Annotated in this window: 21 protein-coding genes; 11 read left to right on the forward strand and 10 right to left on the reverse strand. The window is 56.9% G+C overall.

The window, feature by feature from the left end; genetic code table 11:
* Positions 1–10: 10 nt before the first annotated feature.
* On the reverse strand, positions 11–802 hold the full coding sequence (locus JO972_RS04360) for an MBL fold metallo-hydrolase (RefSeq protein WP_309488779.1): 792 nt from the start codon (positions 800–802) through the stop codon (positions 11–13).
* Positions 803–857: 55 nt separating this feature from the next.
* Between JO972_RS04360 and recN the strand changes: the two genes are divergently transcribed.
* Entirely contained in the window at positions 858–2,510 is a 1,653-nt protein-coding gene (recN, locus tag JO972_RS04365) for a DNA repair protein RecN (protein WP_309488780.1), read from the forward strand.
* Here the strand turns inward: recN and JO972_RS04370 are convergent.
* Entirely contained in the window at positions 2,500–3,819 is a 1,320-nt protein-coding gene (locus JO972_RS04370; protein ID WP_309488781.1) for a hypothetical protein, read from the reverse strand. The two genes, recN and JO972_RS04370, sit on opposite strands and share 11 nt — an antisense overlap.
* A 201-nt stretch (positions 3,820–4,020) precedes the next feature.
* Here JO972_RS04370 and JO972_RS04375 point away from each other — a divergent pair, with 201 nt between their 5' ends.
* The 10 genes from JO972_RS04375 to JO972_RS04420 all read left to right on the forward strand — a co-directional run bounded on the left by JO972_RS04375 (position 4,021) and on the right by JO972_RS04420 (position 11,280).
* The gene (locus JO972_RS04375; RefSeq protein ID WP_309488782.1) at positions 4,021–4,257 is read left to right on the forward strand and encodes a ferredoxin; all 237 of its coding nucleotides are present in this window, start codon (positions 4,021–4,023) and stop codon (positions 4,255–4,257) included.
* Positions 4,241–4,648 carry a DciA family protein gene (locus JO972_RS04380; RefSeq protein WP_309488783.1) on the forward strand — a complete coding sequence of 136 codons (408 nt, stop codon included), beginning with the start codon at positions 4,241–4,243 and terminating at the stop codon, positions 4,646–4,648. Before JO972_RS04375 ends, JO972_RS04380 begins: the two co-directional genes overlap by 17 nt.
* Positions 4,649–4,672: 24 nt before the next feature.
* Positions 4,673–5,335: an HAD family hydrolase gene (locus JO972_RS04385; protein ID WP_309488784.1), complete on the forward strand. Its 663-nt coding sequence runs from the start codon at positions 4,673–4,675 to the stop codon at positions 5,333–5,335.
* A gap of 7 nt (positions 5,336–5,342) precedes the next feature.
* Positions 5,343–5,732, forward strand: coding sequence for a dihydroneopterin aldolase (locus JO972_RS04390; protein WP_309488785.1), 390 nt, complete (start codon positions 5,343–5,345; stop codon positions 5,730–5,732).
* 161 nt (positions 5,733–5,893) lie between these two features.
* A complete protein-coding gene (locus JO972_RS04395) occupies positions 5,894–6,505 on the forward strand; it encodes a sigma-70 family RNA polymerase sigma factor (protein ID WP_309488786.1) in 612 nt (203 codons plus the stop codon).
* Between the two features lie 154 nt (positions 6,506–6,659).
* Positions 6,660–7,079: a hypothetical protein gene (locus JO972_RS04400; RefSeq protein WP_309488787.1), complete on the forward strand. Its 420-nt coding sequence runs from the start codon at positions 6,660–6,662 to the stop codon at positions 7,077–7,079.
* Positions 7,080–7,249: 170 nt separating this feature from the next.
* Positions 7,250–8,137, forward strand: a complete 888-nt coding sequence (locus tag JO972_RS04405; RefSeq protein ID WP_309488788.1) for a S1C family serine protease — start codon at positions 7,250–7,252, stop codon at positions 8,135–8,137.
* 132 nt (positions 8,138–8,269) lie between these two features.
* Entirely contained in the window at positions 8,270–10,255 is a 1,986-nt protein-coding gene (locus tag JO972_RS04410) for an ATP-dependent helicase (protein ID WP_309488789.1), read from the forward strand.
* A 74-nt stretch (positions 10,256–10,329) separates the two neighbouring features.
* The gene (locus JO972_RS04415; RefSeq protein ID WP_309488790.1) at positions 10,330–10,839 is read left to right on the forward strand and encodes a plasmid pRiA4b ORF-3 family protein; all 510 of its coding nucleotides are present in this window, start codon (positions 10,330–10,332) and stop codon (positions 10,837–10,839) included.
* Positions 10,840–10,929: 90 nt separating this feature from the next.
* On the forward strand, positions 10,930–11,280 hold the full coding sequence (locus JO972_RS04420; RefSeq protein ID WP_309488791.1) for an MmcQ/YjbR family DNA-binding protein: 351 nt from the start codon (positions 10,930–10,932) through the stop codon (positions 11,278–11,280).
* A gap of 132 nt (positions 11,281–11,412) precedes the next feature.
* On the opposite strand, the gene JO972_RS04425 is transcribed toward JO972_RS04420, so the two are convergent.
* The 8 genes from JO972_RS04425 to JO972_RS04460 all read right to left on the reverse strand — a co-directional run bounded on the left by JO972_RS04425 (position 11,413) and on the right by JO972_RS04460 (position 22,448).
* Entirely contained in the window at positions 11,413–11,760 is a 348-nt protein-coding gene (locus JO972_RS04425; RefSeq protein ID WP_309488792.1) for a VOC family protein, read from the reverse strand.
* 4 nt (positions 11,761–11,764) lie between these two features.
* The gene (leuS, locus tag JO972_RS04430) at positions 11,765–14,566 is read right to left on the reverse strand and encodes a leucine--tRNA ligase (protein ID WP_309488793.1); all 2,802 of its coding nucleotides are present in this window, start codon (positions 14,564–14,566) and stop codon (positions 11,765–11,767) included.
* Positions 14,567–14,604: 38 nt separating this feature from the next.
* Positions 14,605–15,276, reverse strand: coding sequence for a GYF domain-containing protein (locus tag JO972_RS04435; RefSeq protein WP_309488794.1), 672 nt, complete (start codon positions 15,274–15,276; stop codon positions 14,605–14,607).
* Positions 15,277–15,388: 112 nt separating this feature from the next.
* On the reverse strand, positions 15,389–16,258 hold the full coding sequence (locus JO972_RS04440; RefSeq protein ID WP_309488795.1) for a DUF4339 domain-containing protein: 870 nt from the start codon (positions 16,256–16,258) through the stop codon (positions 15,389–15,391).
* A gap of 20 nt (positions 16,259–16,278) precedes the next feature.
* The gene (locus JO972_RS04445; protein ID WP_309488796.1) at positions 16,279–16,869 is read right to left on the reverse strand and encodes an LURP-one-related family protein; all 591 of its coding nucleotides are present in this window, start codon (positions 16,867–16,869) and stop codon (positions 16,279–16,281) included.
* Positions 16,870–16,942: 73 nt separating this feature from the next.
* Complete coding sequence (gene lpdA, locus JO972_RS04450) at positions 16,943–18,319, reverse strand: dihydrolipoyl dehydrogenase (protein ID WP_309488797.1); 1,377 nt, start codon at positions 18,317–18,319, stop codon at positions 16,943–16,945.
* A 175-nt stretch (positions 18,320–18,494) separates the two neighbouring features.
* Complete coding sequence (locus JO972_RS04455; protein WP_309488798.1) at positions 18,495–19,082, reverse strand: hypothetical protein; 588 nt, start codon at positions 19,080–19,082, stop codon at positions 18,495–18,497.
* A gap of 147 nt (positions 19,083–19,229) precedes the next feature.
* Positions 19,230–22,448 (reverse strand): DUF7133 domain-containing protein, encoded by a 3,219-nt coding sequence (locus JO972_RS04460; RefSeq protein ID WP_309488799.1) that lies wholly within the window; start codon positions 22,446–22,448, stop codon positions 19,230–19,232.
* Between the last annotated feature and the right edge of the window lie 89 nt (positions 22,449–22,537).

The raw sequence follows: 22,537 nt of genomic DNA on the forward strand, positions 1-22,537 counted from the left end.
TGGTGTTTGGTTAGAGGTCGATGGGAAAGGTGAGCTTCAATCCATCGTGGGCAAATTGTGCATGCTCCGGCAGTTCCACCTCACGCACGTCAAGCTCGTGGGAAATGTGGGTCAGGTAAACTTGCTTCACCCCCAGCTCCCCAGCGGTGGCCAGTGCTTCGTCCAGGTTCATGTGGGTCGGGTGTTCGCGCCGGTGCAGGCAATCGATGATCAGGGTGTCGAGGTTTTCTAACAAATTCTTGCTGCTCTCGGGGATACTTTTCACATCGGGCAGATAAGCCAGGCTGGGCATGCCGAGGTAGTCGAAGCGATAGCCCTGGGTCTCCACCGAGCCATGGACAACAGGCACCGGAGTGACGGTGAGTTTTCCCAAGGTAAAGGCTCCGTCGGTTTCGATGGGTGCAGGTTTGATGTATCCTCGGTAGGTATTGGTCGGTAGAAAAGCCCAGCTGAACATGCGCTTGATCTCGGCTAGGCAGCCGGGAGATCCATACATCGGCAAGGGCTCGTCGCGGTGCCAGCAGAAGGCACGGAGTTCATCGAAGCCGGTGATGTGATCGAGGTGGGAGTGGGTGTAGAGCACGGTGTCCACTTGCGCCAGGCCCTCGCGCAGCGCCTGCTCGCGCAGGTCCGGTCCGCTATCGACCAGGATCGAATATTCGTCCGTCTGCAGGTGGATGGACGAGCGGGTGCGGATCAGCAGAGGATCGCCAGAAGTGCAGACCGCACATGAGCAGCCGATCACCGGAACTCCGGTGGATGTGCTGGTGCCAAGAAAGGTGAGTGAAATTTCAGGTTTCAACTTGGCGAAAGCTTTGCATACTTACGCCCGTCTCGAAAGAGGATAAAATCACAGCATGCTGAGCTTACTTAAAATCAACAATCTGGCATTGGTCGATCAACTGTCGTGGTCTCTGGATCAGGGACTTGTCGGTGTCACAGGGGAGACTGGAGCGGGGAAATCTGTCATCGTCGGAGCACTGAAACTGGTTCTCGGAGAGCGCGCCGATAAGTCGCTGATCCGAACTGGTGAAGACACCTGCACGGTGGAAGCCGTGTTTGACCTTGCCGATCCACCGGTGATCAATGCGATTCTGGAAGACAGCGGCTTGGACCCCTGCGATGATGGTCAACTGATTGTCAAACGGGTCATCGGGCAGAGCTCGAACCGACAGTTCATCAATAACTCGCCGGCAACCTTGGCGGTTTTGAAAAGCATGGGGGCCTTCCTCGTGGATCTACACGGTCCGCACGACCACCAAGGGCTGCTGTCGACCGAGCGACAACTTTCTATGTTAGACGCCTATGCCGGTGCCACCAACTTGGGACGAAGCTATCACGAAGCCTGGAAAAAGTGGCGCGAGGCGGACGAGGCGTTCACCTCGTTTCAGTCGGCAGGCATCGAGGGCGAGCGCGAGCTCGAGCTGCTGCGACATCAGCTGCAGGAAATCGACGCCGCCAAACCGAACCCCGATGAGGAAGAGGAGTTGGAAGCTCTCTATCAGCGCGCCTCAAACAGCTCCCGACTGGTCGAGCTGGCATCCGGCGCGAGTAATTTGATTTCCGCCGGCGAGGACACCTTGATGGATCGCTTCGGGCAGCTGCAGAAGATGTGTCGCGATCTGGAAAAGCTCGATCCCGGCCTGCGTGAAACCCTCGAGGGTATCGATCGTGCGGTGATGGAACTGCAAGAAATCGATGCCGGTCTGGTGGACTATCTGGATGACCTCAGCACAGACCCGGCAGAGCTCGCCAGCCTCGAAGAACGGATCAATATTTTAGAAAACCTGAAGCGGAAATACGGCCCCACCCTGGACGATGTGGTGGCGCACCGTGCAGAGGTCGCCGAGCGTTTGGACTCGGTGGAGAATCGCTCGGAACGCCTGCAGGAGCTGGAGGCTGCGGTGGCCAATGCCCGTCAAGATGCCGATGCCGCCGGTGCGAAGCTCAGCGATAAACGCCGCAAATCAGCGCCGAAGTTAGCGAAGGAAATTGCCCGCCACCTTAAGGAGTTAGGGTTTAAGCAGGCAGCCTTTGAAGTGCGCTTGCTGCCTCATGGAAAACCGGAGGCGGGAGGTCTGGAAGGGGTCGAGTTTGAATTTGGCCCGAACCCCGGAGAGCCGTTGAAGCCACTACGCCAAATTGCCTCCAGCGGGGAGATTTCCCGCGTGATGCTTTCGGTGAAAAGTGCACTGGCTGACCAAGATGCCACGCCCTTGATGGTCTTCGATGAAATCGATGCCAACGTCGGCGGTGAGATTGCCCGGGCTGTCGGTGAGAAGATGGCTCGTCTTGGCGAGCGTCATCAGGTGGTGGCCATCACCCACTTTCCGCAGGTGGCCGCGGTGGCGGCGACGCACTTTGTGGTCAGCAAGGAAGTGCGTGACGGACGCACCTGCTCGCAGCTGGTGCAGGTCACCGATGAGTCACGCATCGAGGAGCTGGTGCGGATGTTAGGTGGTGGCGGTGAGCAAGCCAGAGCCATGGCCGAGAGCCTACTTACTTCCTGATCGGTTCGACCGTGGTCTTCAGGATCTCAGTGAATTCGGAGCTGCTGGCGGAAGCGTCAGCGGCTTCCAGAACCTGGATTTCCCAAGCCATGTGGCGGTCTAACACGTAGGCGTTGAAGTCGCCTTCCTCGTGAAATCCATCCGTGGCAGAGATCTCCGTGGTCTTCTGACCGTTGGCGAATTTCCCGCCGGAGAATTCCAGCGTGATGGTGTCACCAATGCTGTTGTCGTCGGCATCAGAGAAGTAGATCCGGAAGGCACCTGAGCCGGATGCGTCGTCGGCCAGGGTGATACTGGCGAAGGGAATCACCTTGGCACCTAGCTTGACGCCGGCGTTGTTATCGGGCGTTTGCCAGTAGGTCTGGAAGTTGGAAATTGTGGTGTGCTGGCCTTTGATCGGCAGTTCCAGTGAGGCACCCTCACGACCAATGCTGTTGCGTTGGTGCAGGAAAATGTATCCCCAAATGGCCAGTCCCAGCAGGCTGATAGCCACGGCTGAGAGCGCGACTTTTTCCACCGCGTTCAAGCCCAGACGTTTGAGCGGGGCGGTGGCGTCGGGATCGCCTGCTGAGGCAGCTGTGGCTGTCGTCTCGGCCGCGTCTTCCGGCTCGGCACCCAGCTCTTCGGCAGCACTGGCTTCTGTCGCTGGCTGGATTTTTTGATACTGAGGCTCTTCATCGTCCTCGAATGCATCGATGACGTCGTCCTCGCCTTGTTCGGTCTCCTCGATGATGGCCGCTTCCTCGGTATCTTCTTCCTCGTCGCTCGCTATGACCTCGGGGGCGAGGTCTTCCTGTTCTTCCGGCTCTTCCAGGTCCTCGATTGTCTCGAGTTCGTCTTCGATATCGAGATCTTCGATCTGGGTTTTCTTCTCGCTAAGCGTTTCGCTGACGTCCTGGCTGTCGGATGTGTCCTCGGTATCTAGCACCTCTGCGCTTTCGTCCTCAGGGGAACCGCTTTCCGGCTCTTCGTCTTCTAATTCCTCTAATTCTTCGAGTTCGTAGAACAGGTCGCCGGTTTCCGAGGCTTCCGGTAGTTCGTCTTCGTTGTCATCGAGTGTCTCTGTTTCTTCGGAAAGTTCTTCTTGCTGAATGTCTTCTTCAGGCTCCTCGGTGCTGCTGGTTTCAGCCGTTTCATCGACTGTTTTTTCTTCAGCGTTGTCAGCGGACGGGCTGTCGGTTTCCTCCTCCTGCTCCGCCGGGCTATCGTCATCGTCCCAGCTGTCTTCAAGGTCCCAAAGGTCTTCTTCCTCGAGATGATTGCTGAGTTCGCGCGCCTTGCGGGCTGCCTTATTTTTGTTGTCGTCCATGTTGCTGAATGCTGGTTATGAGGTTGGGTAAAGAGGGGAGTAGCTGCAAGGCGATTCTTTGCTCAAAAGGCCACCGAAATGTCGAAATCCAGGAGGGCGGGACGAAAACACCCGCCGGCGCAGGATTTCAGACTTGCCTAGCTGGCTATCTTAGGCGAAGGAGAAGCGTAAATAGAATCTCACCAGCAAGCATTCAATACCATGGCCGATAAAGAAGATAAGAATCCCGAGAACGTAGGTGGCACTTTCTACGTTGATAGTCAGTGCATCGATTGCGACCTCTGTCGCGAAACCGCACCGAACAATTTCACCCGCGAAGAAGACGAGGGGTATTCCTTCGTCTACAAGCAGCCTGAAAACGACGAGGAGCGCGAGCAGTGCGTCGAGGCCATGGACGGTTGTCCGGTCGAGGCCATTGGCGATGATGGCGGAGAATAGACCCAGATCAAAAAAAGGTCGGGGCCGCACCAAGGGCACCGACCGCATCCGCGCCAGGCTCCTCACCGAGTGGCGCGGAGGCATTGATCCGCCGAATCCCAACAGAAACATCCACGAGCCGGCGGAATATCTGGATGATTTGCTCAAGGCGGTCGGACTGACCGACGGCGTTGATGAGCAGAGGTTGAAAGACGCCTGGAGCACGGTGGCGGGAGAATTTGTCTCTAAGCACACCGTGCCGGAGTCGATCCAGGGCGGCATCCTTGTGCTGCGTGTGGTGCAGCCGGCGATGAAATTTCACCTGCAACAAATGAGCGGCAAGCTGCTCTCTAACTTACACCGTGAGCTCGGCAAGGGCACGGTGAAGAAAATCGTTTTTAAAATCGGCTAAGGACCGATTGCATCTTCTGGAATCATGAAGGAAAAAATCCACAGCTTCGAGAACTGGATCTTTGATTGGTCCGGCACCTTGGTCGATGACCTCGCAATGGTCTTGGATGCCACCAACCACGTGCTCCGGCATTATGGCAAAGAGCAGATCACGCGCGACGAGTTTCGCCTGAGATTCCGCTTACCCTACGTCGGGTTCTACGAAGAGATCCTGCCGAACATCCCACTGGACGAGCTGGAGGATCATTTTCGGGTAGGATTTGCCAACTCGGCAGCCTCCGGAGTGATTTCGCCGCTGCTGCCACATGCCATGGATTTCCTGCAGTTCCTGCAAAGCCGAAACCGTCGCATGTTTATTCTCAGTTCGATGGATGCCCAAGCCTTCGAAGGCCATGCTGAAGAGCTGGCTGTGGCGCAGTATTTCGAATCATCCTATGCCGGCGTGCTGGATAAGCGTGAGCAGATTCACCAGCTGCTGGAAACCCACCAACTGGATGCCAGCAAAACGGTGTTCTTGGGTGACATGACGCATGACGTCGATACCGCCCGTCACGGTGGCGTGGCATCGATCGCGCTGTTGACCGGCTATCAGAACGAGCAGCAGCTGCTGAGCTCTGAGCCCGATTGGATTGCCAATGACTTGTCGGTAGTTCGATCTGTGTTAGAAAGTTCCACCCCTTCCCTCTAAGCTTCCCATGCTTCCCCAACATTCCCCCGATCAAGTATTCATCCGCGGCCTAGTGGTCAGCAGCTACATCGGAGTGCCCGATGCCGAGCGCGCCAACAGCCAGGACCTGCTGGTGACCCTCGTCATGACTCCTCAGCCAGAGCTGCTGACGCCGCCTCTGGAAGATGAAATCACACGCACCATCGATTACCACGCGGTGTCGATCCGGGTGGAGGAAATCTCCATGGAGCGACCACGCAAGCTGATCGAAACTCTCTCGGAAGACATCGCCGCAGCCGTGCTTGCTGAGTTTCCTGTCGCTGCAGTGACCGTGGAAATCGAAAAATTCATTCTGCCGAACACCCGCTGTGTGGGAGTCGTGACCACACGTTATGCGGATGCTGAGCGGGGGAATTGAACGTTTCCTCCGGTGACGTGTCTCTCTCTGTAGTCCGCTTTGCCTCGAGCGGTTGTCGTCGTGATCACGTAAGTGGCTTTGACACCCCCTACTAGATCGCCCATGTTGGCGATGCACCACAAGCAACCCACCTATTCCCCTTACCCTGATTCCGCCGACCTATGGCTAGAGAGAGAAAATCCGTCGACCCCGATGCCGAACTGGTCAGTCGGTCCCAAGCCGGTGACACCGCCGCCTTCGATGAGCTGGTGATGCGCTACAGCGGCAAGCTGTATGGCCTAGTCTATAACATGACCTCCAACAAAGAGGACACCCACGACCTCTTGCAGGATATTTTCGCCAAGGCCTACCGGTCGCTGCGCCGCTTCCGGGGGAAATCCACCTTCTACACCTGGATCTACTCGATCGCGGTGAACATGACGCTGAACTACCTCAAAAAGCGGAAAAGGAGGGCTGGCTTCAGCTTCGATGACGTTGATTCCGGCATCCAGAACGATCCGGCATTCATCGATCAAGCGCACCATGCCAACCCACGTCGGCAGTCGAATATCCATGAACTTCAAAAAAAATTGAACGAAGCCATGGCTGCGCTGTCTGATGATCATAGATCGGTGGTGACCATGTTCGATATCCAGGGCATGCCACACGCTGAAATCAGCGCGATCCTCGGCGTTTCCGAAGGGACCGTCAGATCTCGCCTCTACTACGCTCACAAACAACTCCAAGGACACCTTCAGGAATTCACCGGTCGGACGCACTCGCCCGATCAATAAATCCAACCACTCAGACCAACATCACGCACAAAACGGCAGCGGCTTTATTGTCTTGATTTCTTAAGCAATCTTTTTAAAGTAGCTCACCGTCAGATGTCTTTTGCGAAGTAATTTCCAAATCCCCAACCGTCGAACGCCCAACCACCTCATCATTATGCCGCAAGAAAATTTCAACACTGAAAATTTCCAAGACGTTCAGAAGCTCATCGCACTGAAGCGTTATGAGCAGCCTGACGATGCCTACTTTGAGGAATTCCTCGATGAGTTCCATCGGCGTCAACGTCAGGACCTGATGCACCGTTCGTCCCGCAGTTTGTTTGTCGAGCGGGTCGGCACCTGGTTCTCCGGCTGGAACAAACTGAACGTGGTCTATGGCGCGGGCCTGGCCTACGCGGCATTTATGTTAGCCTTCGTGCTCTGGCCGAAAGCAAACGATCCGGCCCAGCTGCCCACCGCACCGGTGAAGCACGAGGTCCCCTCAGCTACCACTCCACTTGGCCAAGCTGCCGAGGATAAGGAGGAAGACATGCTGACACCGGACAAAGACCAGACTCCGCACCACGAGGCATACTAAGCGTCGCTCTGCCACTGGTGAGCCGAGGTGGTGGAAATCGTCATGTCTCCGCGGTGGCCGGTTTCTCTGTTAGGAGTTAGGTTTGTTCCGCACTCTGACAGAACGCGGTGATATTTGACCTTGTGCCAGCGAGCTGAGGTGCCAGTTTAAGTGTAATTTTTATGACTCCTATGAAACGATTCTCTCGTCTAACTCTCGGCACGGTGATCGGTGCCACCTTGTCCATTCTTCAAGCTCAGGCCCAGACCATTGATTTCGCAGCGCTCGAATCCAAGGGGGGCAAAAAATCCAACTCCGCCTGCGTGCTGTTGGAGGACAATGGGCTCCTGGCCACTGTGGTCGAGCTCGGTTCGGATCCGAAAAAGGCGACGCTCAGTATCGGCGAGCAGAAGCTGCCGTTGAAATTCGTTGTCAACGATGCCGACAGCCGCGTGGCGATCTACCAGATGCCGACCGAATCCGTCGCTAGCATGGGGAAACCCGCCGTCACCGGATCGTCTCAGAACCTCACTCCCGGCCAGCCGCTCCACGGATCTGCCACCGACCGCAGCTCGACGGATCGGATGGTCAGTCGGGTCAACCGTTTTCAAGGCAAGGTGCTTCCTCTGGCGGTGCTGCGTGTGAACCACAGCAATGAGGCTCCAAAGCCCGGCAGTGGCGTCTATGATGCCGACGGAAAACTGATCGGTCTTGTCCGCCAAGCGGTGTTCAATGCCAAGAGCAGCAGCTACACCCTGCCGGTGGAGGTGGTCAGCCGCATCCGCCAGGACCAGAAACGCAATGGCAACGTCAGTCGCTGCTGGATCGGAATCATCATGGATGAGCTGGTGGCCACTCCCATCGTGGAAAGCGTCCGCCCCGATTCTCCGGCCCGGAAGGCCGGTCTGAAAAATGGCGACGTCATCCTCAGCATCGGGGGGCACGAGGTCAGTGAGTATGCTGAAGTGGTCGATGCCTTTTACTATCTTGTCGCCGGAGTGCCGACTTCATTCAAGGTGCTTCGTGGCACCGAAGTGAAGGATCTGCAGGTCACTCCCGAGGTCAGCCCGGGGCGCTAAGTTCTCAGGGTGAGTTGATAACGCTCAACAAGGGGCGATTGGCTCCCGATCAAGGCGCGCCGTGAGGTGCGTCTTTTTTCTTGGTATTTGGAATTTGTAACTTGGAGTTTTGCAGCTACATCTCCGTCCGCTATGTCATTTGATCTCTCCAGTCTGAACCCCGCGCAAGCCGAGGCTGTGAATGCCCTCGATGGACCCGTGCTTATTCTTGCAGGTGCCGGCACCGGGAAAACACGCACCGTGACCTGTCGGATTTCGCACATGGTGGACCGTGGCATCCCAGCCGATCAGATCCTCGCCGTGACCTTCACCAACAAGGCCGCCAGCGAGATGTCCGAACGTGTCGGCCAGATGGTCAACAAGGCCGCAGGCAAGGAGATCACCGTTTGCACCTTCCACTCGCTCTGCGTTCGAATTCTGCGCACCGGCATCGATCGGCTCGGCTACAAACAGAACTTCACCATCTACACTGGCAACGATCAAACCGGTCTGATCAAGCAAATCATCATCCGCAAGGGGGGCGCCCAGGAGAAAATCGAACCCGGCCTGGTGATCTCCCTGATTTCCAAGGCGAAGAATGCCGGCATCCCATTCTCCGAGATGGACGATCCCTTTGTGGCGGAGGTCGCCCAGGCTTATGCCAACGAACTGCGCGCGCAGAATGCGGTGGATTTCGATGACCTGCTATTGCTGGCCGAGCAGCTGCTGCGCGAGTTCCCCGACGTCCGCGACATCTGCCGCAAACGCTGGACCCGCGTCACTGTGGATGAGTTCCAGGATACCAACAGCTTGCAAATGCGCCTGCTGCAGCAGCTGGTGGGCGAGCCCTATCACGTCTGCGTGGTCGGCGACGACGATCAAAGTATCTACGGCTGGCGTGGCGCCGAGGTGGCGAACATCCTTCAGTTTGAAAAGTTCTTCCCCAATCCGAAGATCATTCGCTTGGAGTACAACTACCGCAGCTCCGACTCGATCATTCACACTGCAAACTCATTGATCGTGCACAACGTCGGGCGGCGGGAAAAGCAGCTCCGCTCGGTGAAACCCGGCGGCGAGGACATCCGCATTATTTCCATGCCTGGTGACGCGGAAGAAGCGGAATTCATTGCCCATGAGATCACCGACCTCCACCGGGTGGAAAAAATCCCCCTGGAAGACATCGCCATTTTGTTCCGCACCAACTCGCAGTGCCGTCACCTCGAGCAGGGGCTGCGCGAGGAAGAGATCCCCTACCGGATGATTGGCGCGCAAAGTTTTTACGACAAACGCGAGGTCCGCGATATTCTCGCCTACTTGCAGGTGCTGGCCAACCCGTCCGCCGATATTCCGCTGCTGCGCATCATGAACTCACCGCCCCGGGGGATTGGCCAGGCAGCGGCGATTATTCTCACCGATAACTCACGGCTGCGTGGTGGCAGCGTGTGGGAATCGATGGGCGTGCCCCCCGAAGACCTTTCCACCCGCGCGAAGAATTCCATCCTCGAGTTCACCACTCTGATCATGAAATACCGCGAGCGCATGACCAGCGGTGCCGAGAACATGGGCGATGTCTTGTTGGAGCTGATGGAGGAGACCGGCTACATCGAATGGGTCAAGCGCAACTCCAAGAATGAGAAGGAAATGGACATGCGCCGCAACAGCATCGACGATGTGGTGCAGCAGCTCAAAGACGCGTCCAAGAAAGGCAAGACGCTGCAGAAATTCCTCGATCAATCAGCTCTCGCCCGTGACCGCGAGGACGACAATGATATTGAAAAGCAGAAAGGGGTCACCCTCATCACCCTGCATGCCTCCAAGGGGCTGGAGTATCCCATTGTCTACCTCGTGGGCTTGGAAGAAGGGATCCTGCCGCACAAACGCAGTATTGAAGAAGGCACCACCGATGAGGAACGTCGCTTGCTCTACGTTGGCATCACCCGCGCCCAGGACCGCTGCACTCTCACTTGGTGCTCGGTGCGCATGAAATGGGGGCAGGAGCACGCAGGCGAAGCGAGTAAGTTCCTGATGGAGCTCGATGACAAATACGTCGAGCACATGGACTACGATGATATCATGGGTGAGGAAGCCTCCGAGGAAGACCTCGCCAATTTCTTTGCCGACATGCGTGGTGATTCGTAGATCGACTTCTCTCACGCTGGGCTTAGCTGAGCTAAGAGCTTGAAAAGCTTCATTGCGGCGATTATATCGGAGCCATGGATTCCTACGTCATCAAGATCTTCCTTTACGAAGTGGAGCCGCTCATCTGGCGGCGCTTCACTGTGCCGGCGACAGCGACCTTTGCGGAATTCAATGAAATCATCCAGAAGGTCATGGGGTGGAGCGGGGGGCAAGACCACCAGTTCCGTCATGGCAAAGGGCGGCATCTCGGCAGTGTGATCTCGAATACGCAGGAACAAGTCGGACCACAGGATGATTTTACCGACGAAAAGGAGGTGGTGCTCAAGGATTTTGTCGGTCGCAGACGGCTGTCGCTGCGTCTGATGTATCGCTACGATTTCTTTGACGAGTGGACCCATGAAGTTGTCATCGAGGAAAAATCCGAGGCCGATGCTCCGAAGGTGTTAGAAGGCGAGCGCGCCTGCCCGCCGGAAGATTGCGGTGGCTCGTTTGGCTACAAGGAATGCATGGGAGGCTTCGCCGAGTGGATGGATGACGACTTCGATCCAGAGGCCTTCGATCCTGAGTCGATTAAGCTCCCGTAGCGAAAGGTTTGTAACCTTCGAGCATAGCAAACGGATCTAGCCGCCAACCTACGAAGGTTGCAAACCCTTCGCTACAAGCAGAAATAAGCCATGACTGTTGCCGATGTGATTGATTACTGTAGCGCTAAAAAGGGCGCGGTGGAAACCACGCCTTTCGGTCCGCAGGCGCTGGTTTACAAGGTGATGGGCAAGATGTTTGCCCTCACCGATCCGGACGAATACCCGCCTTTTGTGAATCTCAAATGCGACCCTGATCGCGCGCTGGAACTGCGCGATGAACACGAGGCGGTGAAGCCTGGCTATCACATGAGCAAGAGGCACTGGAATAGCGTCTATCTCGACGGCACACTAGCGCCCGAGCTGATTCGTGAGCTGATCGACTACTCCTACGACTTGGTGGTCAAGGGGCTGAAAAAGGTAGATCGTGAAAAGCTCGGCTGAGGCCGCAGTGAGATATCGACGTTCTGGCAAAGCCATTCAGCTGAGTCTCTAGCAGGACGTTAGCAGGCACTGCATTCCAAGCATTCCGCGAATTTAAAGCGGCGATGCCTCGCCGCACTCCTAAAGTGAGAGTTAATCGCGGCGGCAGGTCATCATGAACTCGTTGCCGTCGGGGTCGATGCACATGGCGAGGTGCAGTGGATCTTCCTCGGTGTCGGTGGGTTCGCGTGTCAGCTTGCCACCGTGCTCTTTGAGTTTTTCAATGCCGGCTCGGAGGTCGTCGAGCTGAAAACTGAGGCCAGTCCAAGTGCGCTTGCCTTCGCCTCCACCGTGGATGCCGATGGTCGCTCCGGCGATGACGATTTCGCTCCAAGTCTCCGACTCAAAGCTAATCTCACCGCCGAAGAGATCGCGGTAGAAGTGCAGGCAGCGTTTCCAATCGGCTGCCCACAGCACGTATTTGACTTTTTCGACCTTCATGATGTCAGTTGGCGACGATGTTCACCAGACGACCTGGGACCACGATGATTTTGCGGATCGTTTTGCCATCGGTGTGCAGCTGGACGTTTTTATCCTGCTGCGCGAGGGCTTCGATTTCATCTTTCGGCGCATCCTTGGCCACGGTGATCTTGCCGCGCAGCTTACCGTTGACCTGTACCACGATTTCCACCTCGTCTTCGACCAGGTATTCCTCCTTGTAGCTCGGCCAGGCACGGTCCGCGAGAATGCGACCGCGTGAGCACTTCGCACTTGGGAAGGCTTCGCCTACCTGCTCGTGAATTTCTTCGGTAAGGTGTGGGGCAAATGGGTTGAGGCACTTGAGCAGATCGCGCAGCAATACAGCTGGCAGTTTTTCCGCTGCGGTGAAGGCATTGGTGCAGACCATCATCTGGGAGATGGCGGTGTTGAACGAAAGCTTTTCGATGTCCTCGCCCACTTTCTTGATGGTTTCGTGCAGCACTTTCAGCAGCGCCTTATCCGTAGGTTCGTCATCGGTGAGTTTGCTGGACAGCACCCACTCGCCTTCCTGGTTTTGCTCAAAGGCAAGACGCCAGACACGTGCGAGGAAACGTGAAACACCCTCGACGCCTTTCATCTGCCATGGCTTGACCTGCTCGAGCGGTCCCATGAACATTTCGTAGAGACGCAAGGCATCAGCACCGTATTCTTTTACCACATCGTCCGGGTTGACGACGTTGCCGAGAGACTTGGACATCTTTTCGGCTTTGCCTCTTACACGAATTGAGCGATCAGATTTTAATACATAATTTTCACCGTCTTTATCAACTTGTTCTCCGTTGAGTGGTTCCTTGGTAAGAGGTTCACCGCTGGATTTATGATGGAAAGTATTATCTTGCTCAGTGACGTCTTTGAAGGAAACAAGTGTTCCATCAGATGCTCGGAATTGTGAGAATTCCATTTCGCCAAGAATCAGGCCTTGGTTGACCAGTTTTTGGAACGGCTCGATGGTGGAGACGTGGCCGAGATCGTGCAACACCTTGTGCCAGAAGCGGGCGTAGAGCAGGTGCAGCACGGCGTGCTCGGTGCCGCCAACGTAGAGGTCCACCATGCCGGTGCCTTCGTTGCCAGACCAATACTCTTCAGCTTCTTTTGAGATGAAGCGATCGGTGTTGTTAGGATCGCAGTAGCGCATGTAATACCAGCATGAGCCAGCCCACTGGGGCATGGTGTTGGTTTCGCGTTTGGCGGTCTCCGAGTAGTTGATCCAATCGGTCGCCTTGGCCAGCGGGCCTTCCGGGGATCCGGTCGGTTTGAAATCGTCCATCTCAGGCTGCAGCACGGGTAGCTCGGATTCCGGCACAGGTTTGTGCTGGCCGTCTTCCCAGAGAATAGGGAAGGGCTCGCCCCAGTAGCGCTGGCGGGAGAACAGCCAGTCGCGGAGTTTGTAGTTCACCTTGGCGTGGCCGTGGCCTTCTGATTCCAGCCACTGGATGATGGCTTTCTTGGCATCGCGGGTCTTCATGCCGTCGAGGAAACCGGAGTTCACGGCGGTGCCGTTGCCGGTGAACCCTTGCCACTCGTCATCGCCCTTAGGCTGGACGACCTGCACCACAGGGAGATCAAATTTCTGGGCAAACTCGTAATCGCGCTCGTCGTGGCCTGGCACGGCCATGATGGCTCCGCTGCCGTAGCCCATCATCACGTAATCGGCGATCCACACGGGGATCTGCTCGCCGTTCACCGGATTGGTGGCGGTGGCGCCGGTGGGCACGCCGGATTTGTGTTTGTTCAGGTCGCCTCGTTCGAGGTCCGACTTGGATGCGCAAGTTTGGATGTATTCTTCCACCGCCTGCTTTTGCTCAGGCGAGGTGATTTGGGATACCAGTGGGTGCTCGGGTGCCAGCACCATGTAGGTGGCGCCGAACAGGGTGTCGGGACGGGTGGTGAAGACGGTGACTTGGAAAGGATTGTAGCCACCTTCGCCGGCGGTGTTCGCGGCCTCGTTCGGTGAGACCTCGAAACGGACCTCGGCACCGACCGATTTTCCGATCCAGTTTTTCTGCAGCAGCTTGATCGACTCCGGCCAATCGAGGTCATCGAGCTCGTTAATCAATCGTTCGGCATACTTGGTGATGCGCAGCATCCACTGGCGCAGCGGGCGGCGTTCGACGGTTTCTCCTTTGGCTTTCCACTCCTCGATTTCCTCGTTCGCCAGCACGGTGCCCATGGACGGCGACCAGTTCACGGGGGCTTCGTGGATGAAGGCAAGGCGGACTTCGTCGATCTGCTCGCGGGTCCATCCTTTTTCTTCCAGCTCACTCACAGGGGCGGCTTTTTGGGTTTCCTCGTTGAAATACGATCCGTAGAGCTGCAGGAAAATCCACTGGGTCCAGCGCACGTAGTTGGGATCGGTGGTGTTGACCTCGCGGGTCCAATCGTAGCCAAAGCCCAAGGACTTCAGCTGGCGGCGGAAGTTATCGACGTTTGCCTCCGTGGTAATCCGTGGGTGCTGGCCGGTTTTGATTGCGTATTGCTCGGCAGGCAGGCCGAAGGCGTCCCAACCCATCGGGTGCAGGACGTTGTGATCGTTCATCTTTTTATACCGACCCAAGATGTCCGTGGCGGTGTATCCCTCGGGGTGACCGACGTGCAGGCCGGCTCCGGACGGGTAGGGGAACATATCGAGGATGAAATACTTCGGCTTGGAGGCATCGAAGTCGTCATCACCGGGGTTCGGAGTGCGGAATGTTTGGGCATCATCCCAGTGTTTCTGCCACTTGGATTCGAACTCGTCGAAGGGGAAAGGTTTACGTTGGTCGGACATGTTAGGAATAGTGAATGTTGAATGAAGAATTGTGGAAATCAGGCAATGACTGAAAAGATATTGATGGCAAGTGACAGGAGGAAAAAGCCACCAAAGATGACGGCGAGGACAATGCCTGCGGCGTCCATTTTTTTGTGATCGGCGAAGCCTTGGGGACAGGCAATCAGAGCGATGTTTAGGAGGTTGTTCACCAGCGGGACGAGGAACAGCAAGAGCCACCAGCCGCTGATGCCGATATTTCTAATGCGAAGGATGGCAAAGCGAAGATAGAAAAAGAGAAAGATCACCAAAGCTCCAAGGAGGATAATGGGCGACGGTTCCGTGCGGCGCGCGTATGTCAAAACTGCAAGCACAACGATGGCGACCATCAGCAGCAGGTTTCTCATGAAGTAATTCAATCTTCGGATGCCTCCGTATTCTTTGAGTTCCTCTGGCTGATAGGGGGAGGGGGCGTCCGCCGGCGACGGCATGCTTGCCGGTGGATGGTATGGGTTGACCGATTCAGTCTGCTCCACGGGGGCCGCTTGTGGGCTTGGTTGGAGCTCGGCGATCTGGCTGTGCACAGTCCAATCCGCCATGCCTTGTTTCCAGACCATGGAGGTATTGAGTAGCCTGCCTGACGTGATCATCTGCTGTAGCTCAGCCGTGGAAACGGGGCCTGCTTGGGCTCCGTTTCTGTCTGTGTAATACCATGGATCGGTGACTTGCATGCTCAGGGAGAGGTTCTGGTGCCGCCGTGTTTAGCGAATTATAGGGGAAAGAAAAGAAAAACCCCGGAGGGACAGTAGCCCGCCGGGGTGGAGAGAGTGGGGGGAAGATGAATTAGTAGAGTGAGAGTCCGCCGGGCTTGTCTTCGGACGGGTTGCTCAGGCGTAGATCGTGCATGTAGTTCACCGCGTTGCACATTTGCTTCATCAGAATGAAATACATCACGAGGCCAGCGATACCGGCAATGCTGACGAGTGAACCGACGATGTTCAGGATGGGGTAGGCGAGGAAGACACCTTCCTTGGCCTTTGGCGCAGCGACCAGCTTGCTGTGGGAGGCGGTGACGCGGTTCCAGTCCTGAGACCATTTCCAATAGGCGATGAAATACCAGTAGAGATTGAACAGGGGGATGAACAGGAAACCGACCGATTTGCCGGGCGTTGTGGTGGCGCCACCGGGTTGGATCACGGTCCAGGCGCGGTGCAAATACACCAAGCCGAGGATGCCTCCAAACGCGAGAGACAGACCACCGACAATGAGCAGGACGATGCTGGCGACGGATGGTTCGCTGGTTGTAGTGCTGCTATTCAGGCCGTAGGGGTCTGCGGCATCGTAGCTGGAGCTATCCTGGAGGCCCATCATGACAAATCCGGCCATGAATAGGATGAAGCCGAACAAAAAGGTGCCGATGAACAGCCCGTAGTTGGTGCGTTTGACCTCTGGGATCGGGTAGTCGTCATGACTGACTGGGGCGGTGACGGATGTTTGTGGTGTTGCGTAGGGGTTACCGGCGGCAGTGGTTTGAGTGGGGAGCAATCCGGGGACCTGGGTGGCGGGTGTCCACTCAGCCATGCCTTCGGACCAGACGAGGGTGGCGGAGCTGACGGTGCCTGCCGCTGAAAGCTGTCTCAAGCCATCAGCGCTAACGGGGCCAGCCTGTTGGCCGGCGGAGTCGGTGTAGAACCATTGTTTTTCTGTAGTCATCGTAGTTACGGGTAAATTGTTTAACCTCGCGAGCGCTCCAGCAGAAGCAGCATGAGGAAGGAGTAAATGAGGTTGGTCTCTTCTTGCACGGTCAGTTCACCCAGTTTTTCGATGGTGAATTTCCCTTCCCAAAGCGCCGGCTGCTTGCGCACGCGCATGACCGGGGTGCCATCGGAGCGGGTCGCCAGGTAGGTGGGGTGGAACAGGTAACCGGAAAGCATGCCGACGATGGGAAGCTCGCCGAACAGGCCGTCCATGACTTTGACCCATGGGCTTTCCTCCTGGAGGTTGAAGTCGGTGGTGTCGTCACCGGGGTTGAAAACATCATAGCGGGCGCGCCAGAGAGACTTCATCCCTTGGCGACCAACCGAGCCGATCTCATTGCCCGCGGCATCGTAGAAAAAGTAGCGGGCGGACCAATCGATCACCTTGTTCGCCTTGATCGCGGCGATCTGGCGGCTCTTGGTATTGTCGGAGAAAATTTGGATGTCCTCCTTGAGTTTGAACATCTTCTGTTTGACGTAACAGATACTGTTTCCCTGCGCGTCTTCAACGAAGATCTGCGGGGCGAGGGCGACGATTTTGAAACGGAACTGAAGTGGGTAGTTCATACGGGTGTTTGGGTGAATGGGCAAAAAAATGCGGGAGCACTGTGCTCCCGCATCGGTTAGATTAAATGATGGCCTAGAAGTGAATCGCGTGGCCGTCTGCATCGAGCGTGGCCTCGTGGATGGCTTCTGCCAGTGTTGGGTGAGCGTGGATGGTGGAGTGCAGCTCATCGGTGGTGAGTTCCATTTCCAGAGCCAGACCCATTTCCGCAATCAGTTCGGTGGCGTTGTCACCGATGATGTGAGCGCCGAGCAGCTCGCCGTGTTCCTTGCCGAAGAGAAGTTTCACGAAGCCTTCCGCATCGCCAGATGCCTGGGCCTTGCCGAGGGCGGCGTAAGGGAACTTGCCGACCTTGTATTCGACACCTTCTTCCTTGAGTGCGCGCTCGGTCTTGCCGACGGAGGCGACCTGTGGGTGGCAGTAGGTGCAACCAGGGAAATTGCCCACCTTGCGAGGAGTGTGGCCTTCGACGAAGAGGCCTTCGACGAGTTGGATGGCTTCGAAGCTGGCTGTGTGAGCCAGCCATGGTGGGCCGGAGATGTCGCCGCAGGCGTAAACGCTCGGGATGGAGGTCTCGTAGCGATCGCCGACTTTGATGAAGCCGCGGTCGAGTTCCATTTCCATGCCTCCGGGGAGGACGGGAGCCACACCGATGGCAACGAGGCAGACATCGGCGGTGATGGTTTCGTTTCCTTTCGGTCCTTCGACATCGATGGAAACGGAGTCGCCATTGTCCTTGAAGTTGACGCACTTGGTATCGGTCAGGCAGCGCACGCCTTGCTTGGTGAAGGACTTCTGCAGTTCTTTACCAATCTCATCGTCCTCGACAGGGAGCAGGTTAGGCTGCATTTCGATGATGGTGACCTTGGTGCCGTAAGCATTGTAAACGTAAGCGAACTCAACGCCGATGGCACCGGCGCCGATGATGACCATTTCTTTCGGCTGCTGTGGCAGCACCATGGCTTCCTTGGAGCTGATCACGGACTTGCCGTTGAAGGGAAGAGGTGGCAACTCGCGGCTCTTACAACCGGTGGCGACCAGGATGTTCTTGCCTTCGATGATCTGCTTGGAGCCGTCTGCGGCGGTGACTTCCACCTTGTTTTCAGCTGCGATGGAGCCGAAGCCACGGATGTAGTCGACCTTGTTTTTCTTGAACAGAAACTCGATACCGCCAGCGAGGCGATCGGAGACCTGACGTGAACGGCCGATGACCTTGGACCAATCGTAGGTCAGGTTCTCAAATGCGAGGCCGAAGGTGGCGGCTTTCTTGGTGAGTGTCTGGAAGAGCTCGGCGTTTTTGAGCAGGGCCTTGGTGGGGATACAGCCCCAGTTCAGGCAGGTGCCGCCAGCGCGGTCGGCCTCAACTACGGCGACTTTTTTTCCGAGTTGGGCTCCGCGGATGGCTCCGACGTATCCGGCGGGGCCTCCGCCGATGACAATGAGATCGTACATGATAATTAGGAATAAGAAGTTGGAATTAGGAAATGGGGATAGTGCGGCTTTTTGGGAGCCGAGGAAACGTGGACAGATGGTGGGGGAATGTCAATGACGAGCCACTGAGGAAAAGAAAAAACCAGCCCTCAGCAGACTGCCGGAAGCTGGTTTTACGAAGTGAAGGCGTGGTCGGCTAGCCCATGGCCGGCGGGGCGCCTGGTGGAGGGGTGGACGGTTTGTCTTTTCCTCCGAAATATTTGATCATGCCGATGATGCCAAAAACCAAGGCGAGGAAACCGCAGCCCCCAAAAATCGCGAATGCGCCTAAGCCTTTTCCTACGATCGCAAATACCGAGGTGGAAGGCACACTGGCGATGCGTAGGGTGTGGCCGTCGGCCAAGCCGCTGGCCTTGACTTGGTAGACCTTGCCTTTTTCAACCTGATGTTTGGCCACCAGGTGCTGATTGCCTAAGCTACTGGTCCCTCCCGGTTTTGAGGCGATCATGCTCGCGCCGGATTGTTTTTCGATGAACTCGACAGAGATCGGGGCGAGGTCGGTGGTGGCATCGCTGGTGAGCCAGATGGTCACCTCCGTGTCTTCGTCCGCAGTGTAATTAAGCGTGTAGGGCGTCATGAAGCTCATGCCCTTGTTGATGTCTTCGGTGAACTCCTTGCTTGTGGAGAATGCACTCATGCCGAGGAAGGCTGCAATGCCTCCGCCGCCGATGAGGATAAGAAGCGCGGTGATAAGGAATCCGCAGCCTTTTTTCTGGTTAGCCATAATGAAGGTGGGGTGTTTGAAGTGGGTGTAAGCGATTCTGCCTGAGTGATGATGCTTTGGCAAGGGCTCAAGCTGGCAGCAGGTATGACGAATCGATCCCGCACTTATGCAGATTCTTTGATCCGGAGGCTATCCAGAACGTTGGGCTTACTTGAGAGTGGAAAGGTAGGCCACGAGATCGCGGATTTCCTTTTTGCTGAGCAGGGCACCCATGGGAGGCATGGCGGAGACGGTGCCGAAGCCCTTCGCGACTTTGGCGTTCGGTGCGACCAGCGATTCCAGGATAAACTTGCGGTCGCCACGCTTCGCCAATCCGGAAAGGTTGGGGCCGGCCATGGCGACATCGTGATGTTTCTCCGTGGTGTGGCAGCGCATGCACTGGGCGGCTGGGTGCGAGTTGAAAATCGCCTCTCCTGCGGTGGCGTTGCCTCCGTGGAGGGTGATCCTGTAAGGGCTCAGTGGGTTCTGGGCATCGAGCGATTCTTTGTATTTCGCTAGGGCCTGCTGCACGGCTGCTTGCTGCTGGCTTTCCGCTGCGGCGATGATTTCCAGGGCTGCCCCAGCGTCTCCCTGACCAGCGGTGAGCTGCTGCACGGCGGTGGCAAGATGCTGCTGCACGGCGGCGTCCCGGCTCGCGGCGGCCAGTGACCAGGCGGTCTGGCGAAGGATGAGGGGCTTGCCGGGATCAGTCGCTTGTTGAATCAGTGTGGCGCTGCCGGATTTGGCATGCTTGCTGTGGAGGCGCAGGGCAGTGGCAGCGACCTGCGGGTCCTTGTTTCCAATGAGCTTCTTTAGAACCTCGCTAAAATTAGCGGGAGGGTTCTGGGCCACACTCTTTAAGGCTTCCGTTCGTGCCTTGCTGTTGATCTTGCCATTGCGGGCGATGCTGAGGAGGCGGGAGGCGGGGATGGCATCGAGCTTCAAGCGGTAGTGCGAGCTCAGGGCGAGAAGTTCGGCGGTGACCTGGCTGTTGGCAGTGAGCAGCTTTGGCAGGTCCTGCTGGAGGATGTTGACCAGGTTCTTGTTGCTGCGTTTTTCCATCGGCTGATGACGACCGAGTGATTGGTCGATGGCGGGAGGGGTGTTCCAGAGACCGAGCAGACGGACGGCTTCGCGGCGCTGATCGAGATCGACCTGTGGATTGGTCGAGCCGATGTAGCTGAGCAAGGCGCGGATGTTGGCATCGCCGCCGACGCGGAAAGCCGAGTGCACGAGACGACGCTGCATCATGGGGGTGAGCTTACCTGATGGTTTTGGATCGCTGGCAAACGCTGGCAGCAGCTTGGCCACAGAGGGCTGTGCAGCGACGATGGGAAGGTCGTGAATGGCGCGGATGCTGGCGTCGCGGACGGACTGTGAGCGGTCGCTGAGAAATTGTGCAATCTCCGGGCTGCGGTGGCGGCGCAGGGTGAGCACGGCAGCGAGGCGGACGGCGGCCGACGGATGATTTTTCAACTCTAGCAGTTGATCGGTCTGCGCGGTGCCGAACAAGCCCATTACACCGGCGTGGCGCAGGTAGGCGTCGGCATCGTTGTTGTTAGCCAGGAGTTGAACGAGCTTGGAAAATGCGGCGCGGTGCTTGATTTTTCCGAGAGCGATGGCTGCGAAGCTCTGCACGCGGGGTGACGGATTCTGCAGGAGAGTTTCCAGGGCGAGGCCTCGTTTTTCCATCGCCTGAGCCTCACCGAGGCAGCGGGCGATCTGGGATTGGATTTCCTCCTCGTGATCTTGCATGGCCATGGCGATGAGTTGGGCGGTGGCTTTTTTCCCCGCTTGGTTCTCGTGCCGTGCGTTCATTCCCAGGCCCCAGATGGCATGCAGTCTCGGCAGGAGTTCGTCGCTGCCATCAAACGCGGCAACGAAGAGTTCCGGCTGTTGTTTTCTCGCCATGGCAAATTGGGCGCGCAGGCGGATGCGCATGTCGGGGTAAGCGAGCAGGGCCGTGAGCTTGTCGTCGGTGATTTCATCAAAGTTGCTGTTCACCAGGATGCCGACTTTTTCGATGGTGGTATCGTGTTCCGATCCCTTTTTGCTGAGTGTGTAAACCCGACCCGCCTGGTGGGTTTTCCAGCCGCCGATGAAGTCGCTGACGTAGATTTTCCCATCGTAACCGTAATCGACATCGGTGACGGCCGCGCCTTGATTGAACAAGTAATGTTCGGAGACCTTCATGCCCGCGCCGTCATTCTCAACAGCGAAGGCAAGAATGTTAGAGATCTTGGCCGCGCCCCGGTAGTCGCAGACGAGAAAATGACCGGGAGTCCCTGGGTAGGAAACGGGGCCAGGGTGATAGGTTAGGCCGGAGGGGCCGCTGGTGAGATTGCTTACCGGCGGGAGCATGTAGGCCGGCTGGCTGGGGTTGCGCGTCTGCCACATTTTCTCCTGCATCCAGCGGTTGATCGGGCGCTTTTCCAGATCGGCGGCACGGTGGAAGGAATGCAGCACCTGGTGGCCCATGCGCCAGCCGGAGTCGGCTCCCTCCATGACGTAAACCACGCGGGCGCGATCTCCCTGGTCCGAGTTGTTATCCACCGTGATGGCATTGCCGAATTGGTCAAATGCGATCTCCTTCGGGTTGCGCAGGCCGGTGTGGATCACTTCCATGTTCGATCCATCCGGCTCAAAGCGCAGCACGGCGCCCTGGCCAGGGTAGCTGTAGTGGCGACCCTCCTTGGTGGTGATGTTGAATCCACGGTCGCCAATAGTGGCGTAGATTCTGCCGTCTGGGCCGTAGGCGAAGCCGTTGAGGTCGTGACCGGAAAAGGAAACCCGCACGCCGAAACCATCTTGCAGCGAGGTTCGGCTATCGGAAATGCCGTCGCCGTCCTTATCCTTGAGTAGCCAGATGTGGGGGATGCAGGCGAAGTAAACATCGCCATTATATGAGAAAATACCTGCCGCAGTGCCGTCCAAGGGGGCGTTGAACTGATCGGCGAAGATGTGATGGAAGTCAGCCACACCATCGTGGTTGAAGTCCTGGAGGATGCGGATTTTTTCCGAGTGTCGGGTATAGTGTTCCGGTGGGTGCTTGGCATGCCAACGCTGATACATGGCGAGCCGGTCATCGGTGCTTTGGGAGGCGATGTCCTCCTTGATCCAGTATCGCCGCTGGCGGTTGTCGTCGATCCCCCGGTTGTCCATGAAACGCCAGGTCTCCGCGACTAAAACCCGACCTTTTTCATCGATGGTCAGAGCCGTTGGGGAGAAAACGCCTTGGGAGGCATGATCGGCAAATACTTTCAGCTTTGTGTCCGGTGCAATCTTGATCTGGGGCAGGGCTTCACTGGGAACCAGGGTGGGGGCGGCGTGGCTGGCGCTGAGGCTGAGGCAGCCGGATAGGAAGATGAGGTGATGGCGGAAGGTCATGGATAGGGAGAGATACGTCAGGACATGGCACACAATTTTCAGTTGTCGTGCAAGGGAGGGAATAAAAAATCCCGCCCCCCGGTAGTGGG

The organism is Oceaniferula flava (genome assembly GCF_016811075.1).
Taxonomy (GTDB): Bacteria; Verrucomicrobiota; Verrucomicrobiia; order Verrucomicrobiales; family Akkermansiaceae; genus Oceaniferula; species Oceaniferula flava.